Annotated in this window: 17 protein-coding genes; 4 read left to right on the forward strand and 13 right to left on the reverse strand. The window is 47.9% G+C overall.

Annotated elements, in window-relative coordinates:
* Position 1: 1 nt before the first annotated feature.
* The 9 genes from MHH57_RS19630 to MHH57_RS19670 all read right to left on the reverse strand — a co-directional run bounded on the left by MHH57_RS19630 (position 2) and on the right by MHH57_RS19670 (position 8,595).
* The gene (locus MHH57_RS19630) at positions 2 to 1,534 is read right to left on the reverse strand and encodes a hypothetical protein (RefSeq protein ID WP_342425179.1); all 1,533 of its coding nucleotides are present in this window, start codon (positions 1,532 to 1,534) and stop codon (positions 2 to 4) included.
* A gap of 49 nt (positions 1,535 to 1,583) precedes the next feature.
* A complete protein-coding gene (locus tag MHH57_RS19635; protein ID WP_029518332.1) occupies positions 1,584 to 2,396 on the reverse strand; it encodes an ABC-2 family transporter protein in 813 nt (270 codons plus the stop codon).
* A gap of 1 nt (position 2,397) precedes the next feature.
* Positions 2,398 to 3,204: an ABC-2 family transporter protein gene (locus MHH57_RS19640; RefSeq protein WP_029518331.1), complete on the reverse strand. Its 807-nt coding sequence runs from the start codon at positions 3,202 to 3,204 to the stop codon at positions 2,398 to 2,400.
* The gene (locus MHH57_RS19645) at positions 3,194 to 4,186 is read right to left on the reverse strand and encodes an ATP-binding cassette domain-containing protein (RefSeq protein ID WP_029518330.1); all 993 of its coding nucleotides are present in this window, start codon (positions 4,184 to 4,186) and stop codon (positions 3,194 to 3,196) included. The genes MHH57_RS19640 and MHH57_RS19645 overlap by 11 nt, the downstream gene beginning before the upstream one ends.
* Positions 4,187 to 4,255: 69 nt before the next feature.
* Positions 4,256 to 5,341 carry a hypothetical protein gene (locus tag MHH57_RS19650; RefSeq protein ID WP_245249076.1) on the reverse strand — a complete coding sequence of 362 codons (1,086 nt, stop codon included), beginning with the start codon at positions 5,339 to 5,341 and terminating at the stop codon, positions 4,256 to 4,258.
* 37 nt (positions 5,342 to 5,378) lie between these two features.
* Complete coding sequence (locus tag MHH57_RS19655) at positions 5,379 to 5,624, reverse strand: acyl carrier protein (protein WP_029518328.1); 246 nt, start codon at positions 5,622 to 5,624, stop codon at positions 5,379 to 5,381.
* Between the two features lie 17 nt (positions 5,625 to 5,641).
* Entirely contained in the window at positions 5,642 to 7,018 is a 1,377-nt protein-coding gene (locus MHH57_RS19660) for a peptide ligase PGM1-related protein (RefSeq protein WP_029518327.1), read from the reverse strand.
* A 55-nt stretch (positions 7,019 to 7,073) separates the two neighbouring features.
* Positions 7,074 to 8,267 carry a radical SAM protein gene (locus MHH57_RS19665; protein WP_069011016.1) on the reverse strand — a complete coding sequence of 398 codons (1,194 nt, stop codon included), beginning with the start codon at positions 8,265 to 8,267 and terminating at the stop codon, positions 7,074 to 7,076.
* Positions 8,268 to 8,316: 49 nt separating this feature from the next.
* On the reverse strand, positions 8,317 to 8,595 hold the full coding sequence (locus MHH57_RS19670) for a phosphopantetheine-binding protein (RefSeq protein WP_013311713.1): 279 nt from the start codon (positions 8,593 to 8,595) through the stop codon (positions 8,317 to 8,319).
* Positions 8,596 to 8,952: 357 nt separating this feature from the next.
* On the opposite strand from MHH57_RS19670, the gene MHH57_RS19675 reads away from it, so the two are divergent.
* Genes MHH57_RS19675 through nagA form a run of 3 tightly spaced genes read left to right on the forward strand, consistent with a single transcriptional unit; the run spans position 8,953 to position 11,766 of the window.
* A complete protein-coding gene (locus MHH57_RS19675; RefSeq protein ID WP_069011015.1) occupies positions 8,953 to 9,819 on the forward strand; it encodes a MurR/RpiR family transcriptional regulator in 867 nt (288 codons plus the stop codon).
* A gap of 1 nt (position 9,820) precedes the next feature.
* Positions 9,821 to 10,549 (forward strand): glucosamine-6-phosphate deaminase, encoded by a 729-nt coding sequence (gene nagB, locus MHH57_RS19680; protein ID WP_340956678.1) that lies wholly within the window; start codon positions 9,821 to 9,823, stop codon positions 10,547 to 10,549.
* On the forward strand, positions 10,546 to 11,766 hold the full coding sequence (nagA, locus tag MHH57_RS19685) for an N-acetylglucosamine-6-phosphate deacetylase (RefSeq protein WP_081317555.1): 1,221 nt from the start codon (positions 10,546 to 10,548) through the stop codon (positions 11,764 to 11,766). The genes nagB and nagA overlap by 4 nt, the downstream gene beginning before the upstream one ends.
* Before the next feature lie 104 nt (positions 11,767 to 11,870).
* Here nagA and MHH57_RS19690 read toward each other — a convergent pair whose 3' ends face one another.
* Positions 11,871 to 12,884: a YhcN/YlaJ family sporulation lipoprotein gene (locus MHH57_RS19690; protein ID WP_039272635.1), complete on the reverse strand. Its 1,014-nt coding sequence runs from the start codon at positions 12,882 to 12,884 to the stop codon at positions 11,871 to 11,873.
* A gap of 194 nt (positions 12,885 to 13,078) precedes the next feature.
* On the opposite strand from MHH57_RS19690, the gene MHH57_RS19695 reads away from it, so the two are divergent.
* Positions 13,079 to 14,656 (forward strand): alpha/beta fold hydrolase, encoded by a 1,578-nt coding sequence (locus MHH57_RS19695; RefSeq protein ID WP_341071209.1) that lies wholly within the window; start codon positions 13,079 to 13,081, stop codon positions 14,654 to 14,656.
* A 73-nt stretch (positions 14,657 to 14,729) separates the two neighbouring features.
* Here MHH57_RS19695 and MHH57_RS19700 read toward each other — a convergent pair whose 3' ends face one another.
* Genes MHH57_RS19700 through MHH57_RS19710 form a run of 3 tightly spaced genes read right to left on the reverse strand, consistent with a single transcriptional unit; the run spans position 14,730 to position 15,985 of the window.
* Positions 14,730 to 15,389, reverse strand: a complete 660-nt coding sequence (locus MHH57_RS19700) for a hypothetical protein (protein WP_340933027.1) — start codon at positions 15,387 to 15,389, stop codon at positions 14,730 to 14,732.
* A 54-nt stretch (positions 15,390 to 15,443) separates the two neighbouring features.
* Complete coding sequence (locus MHH57_RS19705) at positions 15,444 to 15,599, reverse strand: hypothetical protein (protein WP_230585106.1); 156 nt, start codon at positions 15,597 to 15,599, stop codon at positions 15,444 to 15,446.
* Between the two features lie 29 nt (positions 15,600 to 15,628).
* Positions 15,629 to 15,985 (reverse strand): sigma-70 family RNA polymerase sigma factor, encoded by a 357-nt coding sequence (locus MHH57_RS19710; protein WP_341071210.1) that lies wholly within the window; start codon positions 15,983 to 15,985, stop codon positions 15,629 to 15,631.
* Between the last annotated feature and the right edge of the window lie 109 nt (positions 15,986 to 16,094).

Below are 16,094 nucleotides of genomic sequence, written 5' to 3' on the forward strand. Positions count from 1 at the left end.
TTTAATTCAGCACTGTAAAATGATGCTCTGCCAAAAAACGCTCCAGCTTTGTAGTCAATCGCATTTTTTCCTCATCGCTCGCGGCAACCAGTTCCAAATAAAGGCGCCCCTTGCCTCGTGCCCGTTCGCTTCCAGCGGTTTCTTTTTCACCATTCAAGTCCGGCTTAGCCGTGCCAATCCCTTCTGATCCGCCACCGCTGGCCCCAATTCCGCTCACACGAACCTGCTTGGCAGGCGATCTGCCTCCGCGCCCGGTTGCATTTCTGCTTGGCGTGCTTGTATGGCCCACAATCTTGTTCTCGCCATCTCGTCCACCTGTGTTCACATATAACGTATTGGCACCCAGAGGCATGACACCTTCTTCACGTTCACCTGTGAACAGCAATCCTTCACCTTTCAGCCCCTCCAGCAGTTCTTCATAGGATAGACTGCCATCATGGGACAGTGAATAATTCGTCAGCGTGCCACGCATATTTTTTCCGGCCAGAAAAGTATCAAGCTGATGCTTGATCAAGCTCATCGACTTTCTGGCATTAATTTCGATAATAGGCTCCAGCTTCCCACCACGAAGTGTCATGGAATCAATGCAAACATCGCCGTAATAACCATCCTGATACAATTGCCGCCCCACGTCCTGCATTAAGCTAAAATAGCCCTCGCGCTCCAGTCGCTCCAAAAAAGCCCCGTCCGGCGACAAGGATTCCCGATAGGAGAATTGTGTGTTAGCCAGCCATTGTACAGATATGATATCGACACTTCCATTATCACCAATCGTAAATTGGCATGAAAAATCCTGCTCTTTCTCCTGGAAAGGCTCCAAAAGGAAAAGCACCTGTTTGCCTTTGCGCTCCTGTCCACGTAAATACGACACGATCCGGTCCAGCATTTGTGTCGAGGTAATGTGCAGGTTTCCTTTGCCCGATACGCCAAAATCATCCTTGATTAAAAAGCTTCCATCCCGCAGCAGCTTACGCCCCGCCTCAGCGACATCTGCAAACGAAGTCACAATATAACCCGGGTTGCGCAGACCAAGGCTGCGTTTCAGATCAGAGGAATACGTTTTGGCATTTACCTTGCGAATCGTTTCCAGCGGTGGCTGATGTAGTGTTATTCCCCAAGCACGTGCAGCCTCCTCCACATGCGGTAAACCCGCAAACGGGCTAAGCACACAGCCTTCCAGTTGAGGAAATCCCTCTCCGGCATCGGCCTTGCGACTACCCAGCAGTTCAAATACGGAAGCGGTCGATACATTGCCTGCACGCTCCATGCCATCGGTCAAATCCCGTTCGTTGACAGCCGGATGAAAGCCCAACTGCGCGATATACTGACGATGTACGGGCGAAATGGCATAACGGGTCAATAACGCATCTCCCGGCTGGCAAAAGCTGAACAGCAGTTCATCCATGGCTGCTACAATCGCTGAAGAAGCCCGGTCAGGCAGGGCTGGCAGGGAAGCTAACTGGGCATCCCGCCAGTAAGCCTCCGCTTCGAATGTTCCCATATACAAATGACGCTGATTCGGTATCGCATTCATATGATTCGCTTCCTTTCCTGCTTCATTATTGGCCCACTACACGGTAGCGCTACTGACTCGCGCTCGTATAATCACGTAGAGCAAACTGCCATATCAGGCGGATGATCGCCAGCAGCCAGAGAGGTGCGAGAAATGCCCATACCACCAACCCGGGTTCCATTTTGCCGAGAATGAACATGGGCGGAAAATTACAAATGACAAACACCGGAAGCACGAACAAACCGATACGCTGAATCAGATTACTGTACACGGCCATCGGCACATAGTTTGTCTCGAAAATGCTGTTGGACAGCTCCGTAACGCCGTTCGTGCGGATAATCCAGAAGGCCAGCAGTTGGGGGAGCAAAAATACGGAGTATGCCGTAAGCACTCCGCATCCGAGCAGCACAGAGAACCCTCCTGCGGTTTCAAAATTAAACGGCAATCCGAGTCGATACCAGCCGATCCCCGTCATAATTCCGCCGCCAATTACATTTGGCACGGTATAGCCCAGTTCAAATTGACGCAGTGTCACCATAAATTGCAGCGATACGGGTTTGGTCATGAGCACATCCAGTGAGCCGGTACGAATTTTGTCAGGCAGGCTTGTAAAATTACTGTAGAACAATCCACTATAAAATCCGCTCATCATCGTAAACACGCCGATATATAACAATATGGCGTCAGGAGACCAGCCGTTAATGTCCGTCCCGGCGCGGTATGGTACCGATGCGTACAGCAGCTTGATGAGTAAATAAGCCGTTTCAACCAGAAATGCAGTTATAAAATTAATGCGGTATTCCATCTGCGACATGACGGAAAACTGGACAAACTTCCAGTACAGTCTGATGTAGCGCCTAACGTTTCGGAAAACATTTTTCATGTTACCCCCCCACCGAGACAAAGCGTTTGACCCCGGCTTGCCACACCCAGCGTGATAGGGCCGCCAGCGCTACAATCCAGAGCCATTGTACGCCAATGCCTTTAGCGGCTTCCAGTACAGTCAGCTTGCCCGTCAACGCATTCACCGGAAAAAATACGGTGTAGCTGAACGGTAGCAGACTGAACAGACGGGCCAAAACATCTCCAAAAATCGTCAGCGGAAACACGGTACCGCTAGCTACGTAAATGACAAGCGATAGCGTATAAAATAGTCCCGCCGATTCCGTCACCCAAAAGGCTATGCCGCTCAACGCATAATAGACCACAAAATTAAGCACAAGCGCTCCCGGCAACGCCAATATGTAAAGCAAGATGTACGATAGCCCGAAGCTGATTTGTCCTTCCAGGCTAAGACATAACAGCAAAATAGCAGCCGCCAGCAGCACGACCGCGGACTGTATGACTTTGCCTCCGATAAACCGGCAAAAACGGTAAGCGAAATAATGCACAGGCTGTACCATGAATTTTGCCAGTCCACCTTCCTTGATATCTGTAGCAATTTCATATTCAAAGCCCGTAGCAATCAGTTTTCCAGTGACTCCCGCCATGACCACATACACTAGCATTTCTGGCAGAGAATAACCCAGCACTCTTGCTTGTCCCGAAGAACCAAATACAGCTAGCCAGAGAAAAATTTGCGTCATGATGGGCAGCATAAATCCCGCCATTTGGAGCCAATAATTAGCCCGATACTCCATTTCATTTTGCATGCCGAGCTGGAGTACCTTCACATATTTGTTATTTCGCATCGGCCAGCCTGCCCCCATCATACAAATTGGCTATCCCCTCTTCCAGCGGGACGTCCTCAATCGTAAAATCAACGACAGGCAGTGCGTCCAAAATCTTTTTGGACCAAGCCAAGGTATCTTCTGCATCCAGCTCGAATACCGCCTCCAGCTCCGAGTTGGAGCGAAGTTTGCCGAGGCTCGCCAACGTTAGGTTGGATACAGGGGTCTCCAGTCGAACCTTGAGCAATTTACGGGCACCGATGACCTCGTTCACCTTGTGTAAGTCTCCGTCATAGACCAATCTGCCCCCGCTGATAATGATGGATCTACTGCACAAATCCTCAATATCCTTCATATAGTGGCTTGTCAGCAGGATGGTCGTCCGGTGCGTGCGGTTATAGGCTTTGAAAAACTCTCGAATCCGCCGCTGAGAAACAAGGTCCAGTCCGATGGTCGGCTCATCCAGCAAAATGACCCGTGGACGATGCAGCAGCGCAGCGATCAGTTCCATTTTCATACGCTCACCGAGAGACAGCCGCCGAACCTGCACATGAAGCTGCTCCTCCACCCCAAGCAAAGTGACCAGTTCATCCAGTGCCTCTTTATAACGGTTTTCATCGATTTCATAGATAAGCTTGTTCAGCTCGAATGACTCGCTTGCAGGCAAATCCCACCAGAGCTGGTTTTTCTGTCCCATTACAATGGAAAATTGACGTTTAAACTCTTTTTGTCGTTTCCACGGGGTAAAGCCGAGTACCGATGCCTCCCCGTCCGTGGGATGGAGAATGCCAGACAGCATTTTGAGCGTCGTTGTTTTGCCTGCCCCGTTTGGACCGAGAAATCCGACAATTTCCCCCTCCTCAATGCTAAAGCTGACATTTTGCACAGCCTCTTTGGTCAGCTGCTCACGCCTGAACAAGTTTTGCAACGATTTGCGCACGCCCGGCTCCTTTTTGTAGTACGTAAATGTTTTCGACAATTGGTTTAATGTAATGGACGGCAATTAATCCCCCTCCTCTTTCCTCTGTGCAGGACACCTGGATGAACGGTCTGATACGACCGAATGCTTGGACTACTCGGCTGCTTGCTCTGCTAAAATCATCAGTTCCTCCAGCATATGTCGCTGTCTTTCAATTAAATGCAAAGCTCGTTCCGTAATCTCAGGCATCCGATGCTTGCGCAGTTGAAGCCCTGTTTTGTAAATATGCAGATTAAGCTTGTGCCAATCCGCGTACAGCCCCTGTGCCAATTCAATTACATGCTGTGTTTGTGGCCCCAGCGTGGCTTGGTGCAGCAGGCAATAATCAGCTGTATAATCCGTCAAATGAAGAGCACTGCCCAATCGCAGATTGTAATAGATTTCATGACAGTACGTCCGAAAATCCTGATCCTCCATGTCTGCCAACAGACGGAAGTCATCAACAAATGCCCGGTACCCCTCATCTCCCCGCTTGACCTGCTTGCCTGTTACAGCTTTCCCTGTTTGACTGACCGACTCATTAGACGTAGGTACGCCTCTCCAGATGGCTTCGTGTCCAGTCAAATACTGTCGTATATGGTGAGCACACGCAGCATGCATCTCACTTGGCGAAAGCGGGGCAGGCTGCTCCACCAGCCATGCATACTCAATAATGCCCTGCATCAGATCGTCGAGCCGGGCTGAGCCCACATAAGTCATGGCATGTCCCGAGGAATCGAGCAGGAAGCTATCATTCACCTGTGCTGTCCGTTCTTGCAAGTCCAACCCGCACAACTCAATCACGTGGCCCCTTGGGTAATTTTTCACATATACATCGTGATAGGTTAAAGCGGTGCTTGACGTATGCAGCATGGTACCGTAGCCCGATGTAAGTACCCGCAACAAGTCGGTTTCATCACTGACACCAGCGACCCACGGTTCCACCCGAATAACAGGTCCACCACTGGCTGCCATTTCTTGAAGCTGCTCCGGATATTTCTCAGGCCCGAAGCGCTTCAAATCTCCACCATACTCTGCGCACATACTCCCACACAGCATGAATAGCTCGGATTCGGCCATGGTCACCCCGTACCTCCGCAATGAGGTACGCAGGGAAGAATATACACAATGCTTCCCTGGAAGAGCGTTTGCCACTTCTTCTGTACCATAGTCCACAACGGAATTTTGACGAGTCTCCATATCGGATCCCTGCATCAACCTTGTCTTTTCGGCGCCCTTATGCATATTTGCTCAGCAGACGCTCAATGCCTTGCAGTGTAGATAGATGCTCCAGCACTAGATCGTCGTCCTCCATCGTAATATCAAGCTCATTTTCCAACTCTACAATTAATTCCACAGCGGATAAGGAATTCAGCCCCAAGGTTCGCAAATCCTGATCCGGAGTCAACTGTTCCAGCTCGCCCGGAGCCAGCTTCAAAATCTTTTCCAGCAAGGGTACTACATGGTATACATCTGTTTTCATTTTTGATTCCCTCCCATTTATGAGCATCCTAATCCAGCAATGATACCTTCCAATTTGTGCGCATACGCATCAGCTTCCTGCCAGCTGTCTGCCAAAATAAGTGTGAAAATCCGGTTCACATAGCCCCGCTTCACAGGGATACCAGACAATGTACCCGCTGTATACACAAACACCCCTTCTGGACGTTCGGGCGTATAGAGCAAGCCCTCCTCAGCGAGCAGCCCGCACAAGCGGCTGTAGGTGAGAGGTGTGGCGGTAACGTTGCGATAATAACGGGATAATGTTTTGTGCTGCTCTCCCAGGACGGATGACAAAAACGAAATATAGGTAGACAACGTAAATCTACCATTTATCTCAATGACTGGAACCAGCAAACCTTCTTCGTCAACAAAACCGTCAATAGAGGCCATTCCCGTATACCCAATGGAATAGAGATACGTACCCAGCTGATAGGCGCAGCGTCTCACTTCTTCCTCCAGCGCATCGCCAATCTCAGCCGGCACTTGAGATCCGATATACACGGTGCCATCCACGTTTTGCCTTTTTAGCGAAAACATCGTCACACCACCGCCCTCGTCAATGCAGAGCTGGTAGTTCAGATCCATCTGCTTATTGTGCCAGCGCTCCACCAGCCAGCCGCCGGATGATGGCGACGAGCCGCCAAAGCGCCTCATCACACTCAGCAGCGTGTCCAGCTTGGACAGCTCGTCCAGCATATACATGCCTTGTCCCGAGGCACCGTGCGGCTGCTTGATAATCAGCTTCACAGGTCCATCCGATAAGTCAGCCAGTCTGGCACACTCCCTGCGGATCGCCGATTCGTCTGTACATACAGCGCCTTCGCTGACAGCAAAACCAAGCTTTTGCGCGGTCAGGCGGCTGAATATTTTATCATTCACCTGAGCACTGACCGCGGATGGAGCGCCAATCAACTCTAGCCCGCAAAGCTCCGCAATCGCTTCCTCCTGCGGTGTGACCGCATAGGGGACGAGCCACGCTTTGGCTCCACTGCTGCTGTGGCCTGCATCTGCAACCGTACGCAGTCGTGCCAAAAGCGCCTCATCCGCCAGCACCAGCTCTGAAATCGGCGTTAGCGGATCAGAAGGCTCTGGCACCTCAATACGCGGCAGGCTAAAGCCCAACCGTTGAAGCATGTCCAGAAACGCCTCATCCGGATATTCCCGAAGTACAATGACATCCTGACTTCGACATAGCAGAAGGTTCATTTCCTCCATCCGATTTACGACCTGCTGTTCATCCCGGTCTACCATGCCCCCCTTGCGGGGGGATGGATGCCATACTTGCTCTGCACCGATATTAAACAGCCAAATCAGGACTCCATGGTCCCGTTCATGCGCAAGCGCTTCCACAAGGTTAATTGTTTTAGTCGTCACGACTTATCATCATCCCTCTCTCTTCCATCCAGTAACAAACAACATTCATAGAAAGCTAAATGTATTTCAGAGAGCCTGCCCCGTGCAGATACAATACGCTGCATTTGGAGCACACCGGAGTCAATCCTTCATGATTAATCTTTTGACGGGTTTTCTCATACGCTTCCGAGTTCCATATCTCCTTCAGACTGTGCTCACGCATGCTTCCAATCGTGAACTCACTGAAAAATTTGCAAGGCATGACCTTCCCGTCTGGTAAAATATCTGTTCTGGAGGTGAGCGCCAAACAATGATTGGAACAACGGCTGACCATTTCCTCACCATGTATAAATTTATCAATTTCCTCATAATCCAAACCGGGCTGATAGCGCACGCGAATGTTCCATACTCGCTCATTGATCCGCTGTAGTTCCTGCATCAGAGGATCGATGTTATCCGGGTTGATTTTATATTTGAAAGCATGCCAGCTACTAATATTTTTTTCTTCGAGTTGTCGGAGCCAAGAAAAATTACGTGTAAAATATTCATCCATTTTGAGGGAGGTCTCTTTGGAAATGTACCAGGGGAACGTCAGCAGCACCAGATCCAGCCTTTTGTCCTCCAGCATTTGCAGAAATTCGTACATCCGTCCGATCATGTTATCGTTAATGACCGCATGGACAGTTACCCGTCCCTTGTACAATCCCTGGTCGCGCAGTTCAATCAGCTTATCCATCTGCCGCATTGTTTTTTGAAAGGTGCCTTTACCGCGAATTAGGTCGTGTTCTCTTTCAAAACCTTCAATCGCTATTAATAACTCCAGATTTTCGGACAAATCCAAAATCCGGTCCAAATATTTATCAATAAGTAATCCATTTGTACAAAAGGTCATTTCGCGCCGATCTTCCGCCAGCACGTCCAAAATTTCATCAAAACGCCGATGAAACATTGGTTCGCCGCCCCACATGTACAGTCTGGACTTGGCTTCCTTGGTTTCGCTCAAAATTTGCCGGAGCATGTCTGGAGCAAGATCCATGTTTTGTTCTTCTTTATCCATTTGGTGATGGTAGCCTTCCTCGTTCCATTCAAAGCAGTGGGTACATCTCAGGTTGCAGCGGTTAGTCAGCTTAATGCCGATCGTCTGGGGCATGTCCGTTTTGAAAGCAGGGTCCTGTGTGGCGTTACGGTAAGATACAGAAGCGTTTTTCAGGTTACGCTTGATGAGCTTGAACGCTTTCTCATCAATCAGCACATTGCTTTTGGGCTGCATGCTAACACCTCGTTTAATGGATTTTCAGGCACATGTACCTAGCTGTACGTCAGACCGTCTCCATTCCCTCCAGATGCGGCGCTTGTTCCGCATCGCTGATCCCCTGAATGTAGCTGCAAAACGCATCTACCGAGCTCAAATGCTCCAGTTCAAAGGAATCAAAATCAATCTCCACATCAAATGCATCCTCCACTTGCAGCATGAAATGAACCAACTGCAACGAATCCAGTCCCGCATCATGAATAATGTCCGAATGTCCATCCAGCTTTGCGACCAGTTCAGGATCTTCCTTGACTGCGCTGATCATTTCAATCACTTGGCTTTGCATAGCAAACTCCTCCTTGTGAATGAGATTCTGTTCGTTCCACCCAACGATGCCCTCTGCAAAGAAAGCTCCTAGAAAAATTCCTTCACTGGAACTTTATTCAATTATACTCCTCCAATGAAGAGACAAGTCAATAGGTTGTTTTGTAAGTAAAACTCGCAATATGTAAATTAATGTATGATAACTTCTACAATTTTCGCTGGCTATTTTTTCGCAAAATTTAATAAAAATTCTTCTCACATCTCTTGCATGAGCGACAGAATTATTTTACAATACACGTGAAAATGTTTTTCTTAATATCATTCTTATAAACGATATTTATTTTCACGCAAATACTCTACAGCCAAAGGAGCACAGCTCATGTCCCCCATTCTTCATACATTAGCCCAAAGACTGGAGCTGCTTCCCGTACAGGAGCGCAAGCTGACGGAATCCATCCTGCAATCCCCGGAAGATGTGTTACATCTGGGTATTCGGGAGCTGTCAGAGCGTTGTGGTGTGAGTGCAGCGACCGTTACGCGGTTTTGCAAATCACTACATTTTAAAGGCTATCCCGATTTCAAAATGAAGCTGGCCGCCGAGTTGTCCCATTCCAACCGTAATGGTGAAGAATCCTATCAGGATATTGTCGCCGGAAATTCACTTCCCCGAATCGTGCAAGCTATTCAGGCGAACCACACCGCATCCATTGCAGACACGACCCGACTGCTGGATTACGACAAGCTGGAGCAGGCTATTGCATGGCTGTCAGCCACGAGCCGCATTGATCTCTATGGGATGGCGACATCGTCGATTGTGGCGCAGGATTTTTACCAGAAGCTCATCCGTATTGGCAAGAACAGCACTGCCTTTGCAGATTCACATATGCAGATTACCTCTGCCTCCTCGCTCGGAGTGGGAGATGTCGCCTTTGCCGTCTCTTATTCAGGAGAAACCCAGGAGACCATTGCGGCTCTACGCTGCGCCAAGGAACAAGGGGCCAAGACACTATCCCTGACCTCCTTCGGAAACAACACGCTGGCAGGCCTTGCGGATATTGCGCTATTTTCCTCCTCATTGGAGGAAGGAATGCGACGTGGGGATATGGCCTCCCGCATCGCCCAGCTTCATATCATAGATATTCTGTTTACAGGTATGGTGAGCGCGGATTTTGACAAATATATTCCGAGATTGGAAGGTTCATATCAACAAGTGAGCAAGCTCAAAAAACAACCGGGAGGTCACTAAGATGAACATACGCATTTTGAACAGCCGTGAAGACCTGAACGCTACTGCCGCCGCTGTGATCGCTAGCTTGCTGCAATCCAAACCACAGGCCATGCTTGGCCTGGCCACCGGTAGTACGCCGATTGGCATTTACCGACATCTTGCAGATATGTACCGCAAGGGACAGGTCAGTTTTGCACGCGCCTATTCCGTGAATCTTGATGAGTATGTTGGTCTTCCCCCAGAACATCCGCAGAGCTATCGAAGCTTTATGAATGAGCACTTGTTCCAACATATCGATATTCCGATATCCCACACACGTGTCCCTGACGGGAATGCACTGGATCTGGCAGCAGAATGTGCAGCGCACGAGCAGGCTATTCTGGATCATGGCCCCGTGGATCTGCAATTGCTTGGCATTGGTCATAATGGACATATCGGCTTTAACGAACCTGGTCACAGCTTGGCTGGAGCTACACATGTTGTAGATTTAAAAGAAAGTACGCGCTCGGCGAATGCTCGATTTTTTGGCGAAATAGATGCTGTACCCAGGCAAGCAGTTACGATGGGAGTAGGCACGATTCTTAAGGCGAAGCAAATTATACTGGTAGCTTTTGGTGCGGATAAGGCTGACATTATAAAGCAGGCTTTAACTGGACCCGTCACGACAGCGTGTCCGGCTTCCCTGCTGCAATGCCATCCCAACGTACTTATTTTATTAGATCAGGAGGCAGGAGAATGGTTCAATTGAAGTCAGATGAAATGAGTGGTACCGTACCCCAGCTACTGTATGGGCAAGTTGTCGTTGGGAATGACATCATTGAAAAAGGGGTTGTCGTCATTGAGGGGCAATCCATTGTATACGCTGGTTCAGAAGCGAATTTGCCCGCCGATTGGACAGCGTTAGTCTTCGCAAATCAGGAAGAAAGCGCAGCGAAAACCGCCAAAATTGTGCGTTTGGAAGGAGGCTATCTGCTGCCAGGCTTTATTGATATTCATGTTCACGGCGGGAACGGTGAGGACTTTATGGACTCCGATCCGAGGGTTCTGGATACGATCACCTCCTTTCACGGTTCACAAGGTACGACAGCTATGCTGGCTACCACGATGACCGCGCCCAAGGAACAGATTGACCGGGTATTGAGTGAAGTTCACGCATACATGGCACTACCTATGCCCTATGCGCAACTGGAGGGCGTACATTTGGAAGGACCGTTCATCAGTCCGAAGTGGCCGGGAGCGCAAAACCCGGAACATATCGTGCCACCGAATCTCTCATGGGTAGCAGAATGGGAGCAGCGCTACCCGGGCCTTGTTCGCCAGCTCACGCTTGCGCCCGAACGGGAAGGAGCGCTGGAACTGATTGCATGGCTGCGCAGCCATGGCATTACCGCAGCTCTCGGTCATACGGATGCTACGTATGAAGAGGTTGAACAGGCAGCGACGGCAGGGCTGAACCATGCGGTGCATGCGTTTAATGCGATGACTCCGTTGCATCATCGCAAGCCGGGAGCCGCCGGAGCCGTACTTGCTGATCCGCGCATTGAAGCAGAAATCATCGCGGACGGCATTCATGTGCATCCCGCCGCCATTTCCCTGCTCGCTAGGTTAAAACAGGATCATAATCTCATTCTCATCACCGATGCCATGTCTGCTACTGGTCTCGAAGACGGGAAATATACACTCGGCGATTTGCCAGTGATTGTGCAGGGCGATGTAGCACGACTGGAGGATGGCGTCACATTGGCCGGAAGCACACTAACGATGATTGAAGGCTTCCGCTATTTGGTTCAACACGTGGGTATGAGTATTCCTGCGGCATCACAAATGGCCAGCCTGAATCCGGCTCGATCCTTGCACATTGCTGATCGTACAGGTTCGCTTGAAGCAGGTAAACAAGCAGATATCCTGTTACTGGATGGAGACTTAAAGCTGCAAGGCGTATGGATTAAAGGATTGCGCAAATAATTCAATTATAGTTATCATTCTCCCAAAACTAAAGAGCTATCCACCAGCGTATTCGCTGAGATGGATAGCTCTTTCTTTGGCATTGCACAATTATAGGGTTTGAATTAGCGATGATTCATCGGGGCAGGGGTATGATTTTGTGGACGTGTGGGTGCTGTATTATTCATTGGACGGTTTGTATCAGCCGCCGAGGTCGGGAACACACGTTCAATTACATCCATCATACCATTGCTCAAGCCTCTAATCGGATGACCATTTTGCACACTGTGTGTAAAGTCAGTGGCTTGTTTGACAAAGTCCGGGTTAGCGGATACATGTACCTGTTCAATCGAAGGTGCAAATTGCTTCACTTTATTCGCGATACGGCTCTTGACTGCATCACTTGGTTCATATGCAGTTCTTGCTCCCTCGATTGTGGTGTTTCCGTTATCTGTGCGATTGTTGTTGTCCGTTAAGCCACGCAACATACCGTACGATCCTGTACCCATCGTACCAAATAAACCGTCATCACGACGCGCAGGTGTTCCATTCCCGGTAACTCCATTGTCTGTCATTCCAGGCGTTGTAGTATCCGTAGTACGGTTTCCTCTAGTGCCATTAACGCCATTCACACTCGGTACATTCCCGTTACGTCCAGTACTGTTTGCACTTGGAGTACCGTCAATACTTGGAGCACCGACACCTGTTCCGTTGGCTTGGTCTTTCAAGGAAACGGCTACATAGGCATGTCGTTCACCGACCAGCACTGTCGCAGACTTTACATCCGGCATCTCGGATATACGTTTGGACAAATTGCGATCGACTTGCAGATTACGGACTGGATGTCCGGTTCGGTTGCCATTTTCATTCAATGACATCCCGTCCATACCATTCGACTTAACCCCATAACGATTCACACCATCCATACCATTACGGTTCACACCATCCATACCATTACGGTTCACACCATCCAAGCCATAACGATTCACTCCATCCATATGGTGCGTGCTTTGTGCGTTATAGCGGGTAGCGTTCGTGCGGACGTTATGATTCGCAGTCCCACATCCTGTCAAAGTAGCCATGCTTGCAAGTAAAGCAGCAGAAATCGTCAAACTAATGACCTTCTTAGTTCCTGGCATGAACTCATCCTCCATACATATAAAATGTGTGACGAGATTATCATGCGCCATGGATCATGGGGATATCCTGACTAAAAAATGACTAAAAAAATAAAATTTTAATGTAAATATGAAATACAATTGATGATTTACCACAAGATGGCATGTATAATAAGCTTGAAAAATACTTTATTTTACAAAGGAGGATTTTCAGTTTGAAAAAGATCACTGTTTTAATGCTCATTTTTTTGTTATCAATAACTCTTGTCCCCGTCGGCGCTTTTGCAGGTTCCACTACCCCCCAACCCCCGAAAGATCCCGCTGGAAGCTGGGTAGAAGGCCCACCACCTAATCGCGTTGATCCTACCAAGCCAGCACTTTTGTTCGTACATGGTTTGAACAGTAGTGCTGAAGTCTGGACCAAGAATAATAACGATATGCTTCAGCGTGCACGTGACGCCGGATACCAGACAGCCACCATTAATCTGTACGATACAAATGGCACCTCCCAAGATATGTGGGACAATGGTAAGCTTCTGGCCGACAAAATTAAGGTCATCAGTAATCACTTTGGAAAAAAACTTATCGTTATCGCCCACAGCAAAGGTGGAGTGGATACTCAAACCGCTCTCGTATATAACGGAGCCGCTCCCTATGTACAACGTGTCATCACCCTCAGCAGTCCTCATCATGGCTCACAACTTGCAGATCTCGCCTACAGTAGCTGGGCCGGATGGCTGGCAGATATCGTCGGCTCACAAAATCCCGGTACCTCCACTTTACAAACATCTTATATGAAGTATTTCCGATCCAAGACCGATGCACTCAGTAATGCGACTACAATTCCATTCTTCACGTTTGCTGGTGATAACTGGTCTGGCGGCACTGCTTCCTACATAATGGGCGGACTTTACCTCTCATCCTTTGGTAAGAATGATGGAGTGGTCACAGTCGACAACGCTAAGCTTCCCGGCGGACGTGTAGTTAAAGTCGGATCTTGGGATCATGCCAAGGTTCGTACTGGCTCCTACGTTTTCTCCCTGATCCAACCCTACCTCCAAGCAAACACTCCAGCATTGAATCAGGAAACTGAATCACTTTCAGCATCTTCCCTGACTGCTTCTGCTGTACAAGCCACCTATAGCGAGATCGACAATTCATACTTTATTCGAGGCGGCGATTATAATGGACAAGCCTCAGAAACCCTGACTGTTGAAAATGGTGTCAAATCCATTGATCTGGACTGGATCAGCGATAAACGTGTGAGTCAGCTGGAACTAACCAAGCCTGACGGTACTAGTGAAATTATTAATCTGAAAGCAGGCTATGATGACGATATTTTTGCTGGTGCCTGGCATCATAACGCCGTCATTCAAAATCCAAAACCGGGCACCTATAAACTGAACGTCACAGTTCCTGATCAAGGAGCGTATCTCCTGATTGCACGTTACCAGGCTGTTCAAGTTCCTGAACTGAAATACAATCTGAATGCAGTGGGTCCGAAGCTAAACCTGAAAACACAGGATTCCCCGGACAGCGTGACACAAGTCACCTACCAAGTTCAATATTATGGTGATCCGCAGCAAGGAGTCACTTCTGCACCTAAAGGTTTGACGGCACAGCAAAAAACGGTTAAACCTAATGGGCAAATTGAGCTATCCAAAGCGGACAAGCCCGGCATCTATTCTGTAACCTATGAAATTAGCGGCACCACAGAGGCAGGTTATCCGTACCGCCGTACAGCTGTTCAATCCATTTATATTGATGCAGACGGCAACAAGTATGTCGACTAAATAAATCTACAGCCTAAAAAGCCTGCGAATCCCTATTAAGTTGGGGCATTTGCAGGCTTTTTTTTCATTGTGTTCAATCTGTTGTCTGATTCCTCAGCTTATGAAGCCAATAGTAGCGGTGTAAATCCATAATAAAATGAAAAAGAACAAATGCCAGCATGGAGTATACACTGATCAATACTGTGGCAACTAATTGTTGTGTAGCAAATCCGAGGGAAACATTCGCTATCAGATAACCAGCCCCAGTAAATGTGGTGATCGTCACTAGAGGCGCTCTCTTGTTTTTTTTCTTAACTTTTGGTTTCTTCTTATGTTTTGAAGGATCTTTGAATTTCGCCAAATTATATTTTATAAAGTAATACAAAGCGACTCCATAAAGGGCAAAAGAACCTATAAAATACCATGAAGTATCCAGACCCAACATGCCATAAGCAAACTTTTGTGTCATGATCATGAAGCCCATAGAACAAATCAAACCAAATACACCACGGAATAAAATGTAATTCAATTGCAATTTGCGTGGCATGATGACCAGTACTAGAGCCCAAATGTTTATCAAAACAATCGGTGGCAACAGTACATACACGTAAACTGCAATGTATGGATTTCCCACTAAGGGGATAACCAGAAACAGATCTAACAGTAATAAAACAAGAATGATGACATTGGAACGAATACTGTTGACTGGGTACATCTTCATACTTTTCTCAAAAGAAGCCCTGTTATCAATCATAAACTTATAAGCCCTCCGTTAAATAAGTAAACCTACGGATAAGGATAGCCAAGGCTATATCCATTGTCCACTTTTCACTGTCTTTAACTCTTGTCGCAGTTCTTCTATAAAATCAGTCACAATGCTTTGGACAGCATCTTCACGGGACATACGAATATATCGACTGGTCTTTTGAATGTCTTCCTCGAACAATTGAAGTATCCTATACATGGCCTCCTGATCTCCACTTTGTACTAATTTTAGCAATTGGACGAACTCAGCATCCGAAATAACTCTTTCAGCATTTTCTTTTTCCATTTATTCACCGCCTGTTGGGATAGCTTTAACTCTTTTGCAATCTGTGCTTCGGTTTTATCTAGTATGTAAAGGTCAAAGATGATCATTTTTCCGATCTCAGAAGATAGAGAGTTGATAAGCTGTAATGTGTACATATGAGAGTTTGAAGATTCTGTAAAAGATGGGCCACTGACGGATTCGTTCTTTTCCATTACAAATTCATGATTGGTTTGTACCCGAGCACGATACTGGATTCTCCAGGCAATGCGGTACAGCTTCTTTCGATATTGTTCTACCAATGTTAGCTGAGACTGATCCATTGTAAATCACCCTTTCTCTTTGGATTTGACTTTTTCTAATCCTCATACTATAGGGTAATTTCCAAACCTATTTCACAACCAAAAACAGAACATTTGTTCTTATTTATTA

This window comes from Paenibacillus sp. FSL H7-0442, assembly GCF_038593105.1.
Classification (GTDB): domain Bacteria; phylum Bacillota; class Bacilli; order Paenibacillales; family Paenibacillaceae; genus Paenibacillus; species Paenibacillus polymyxa_D.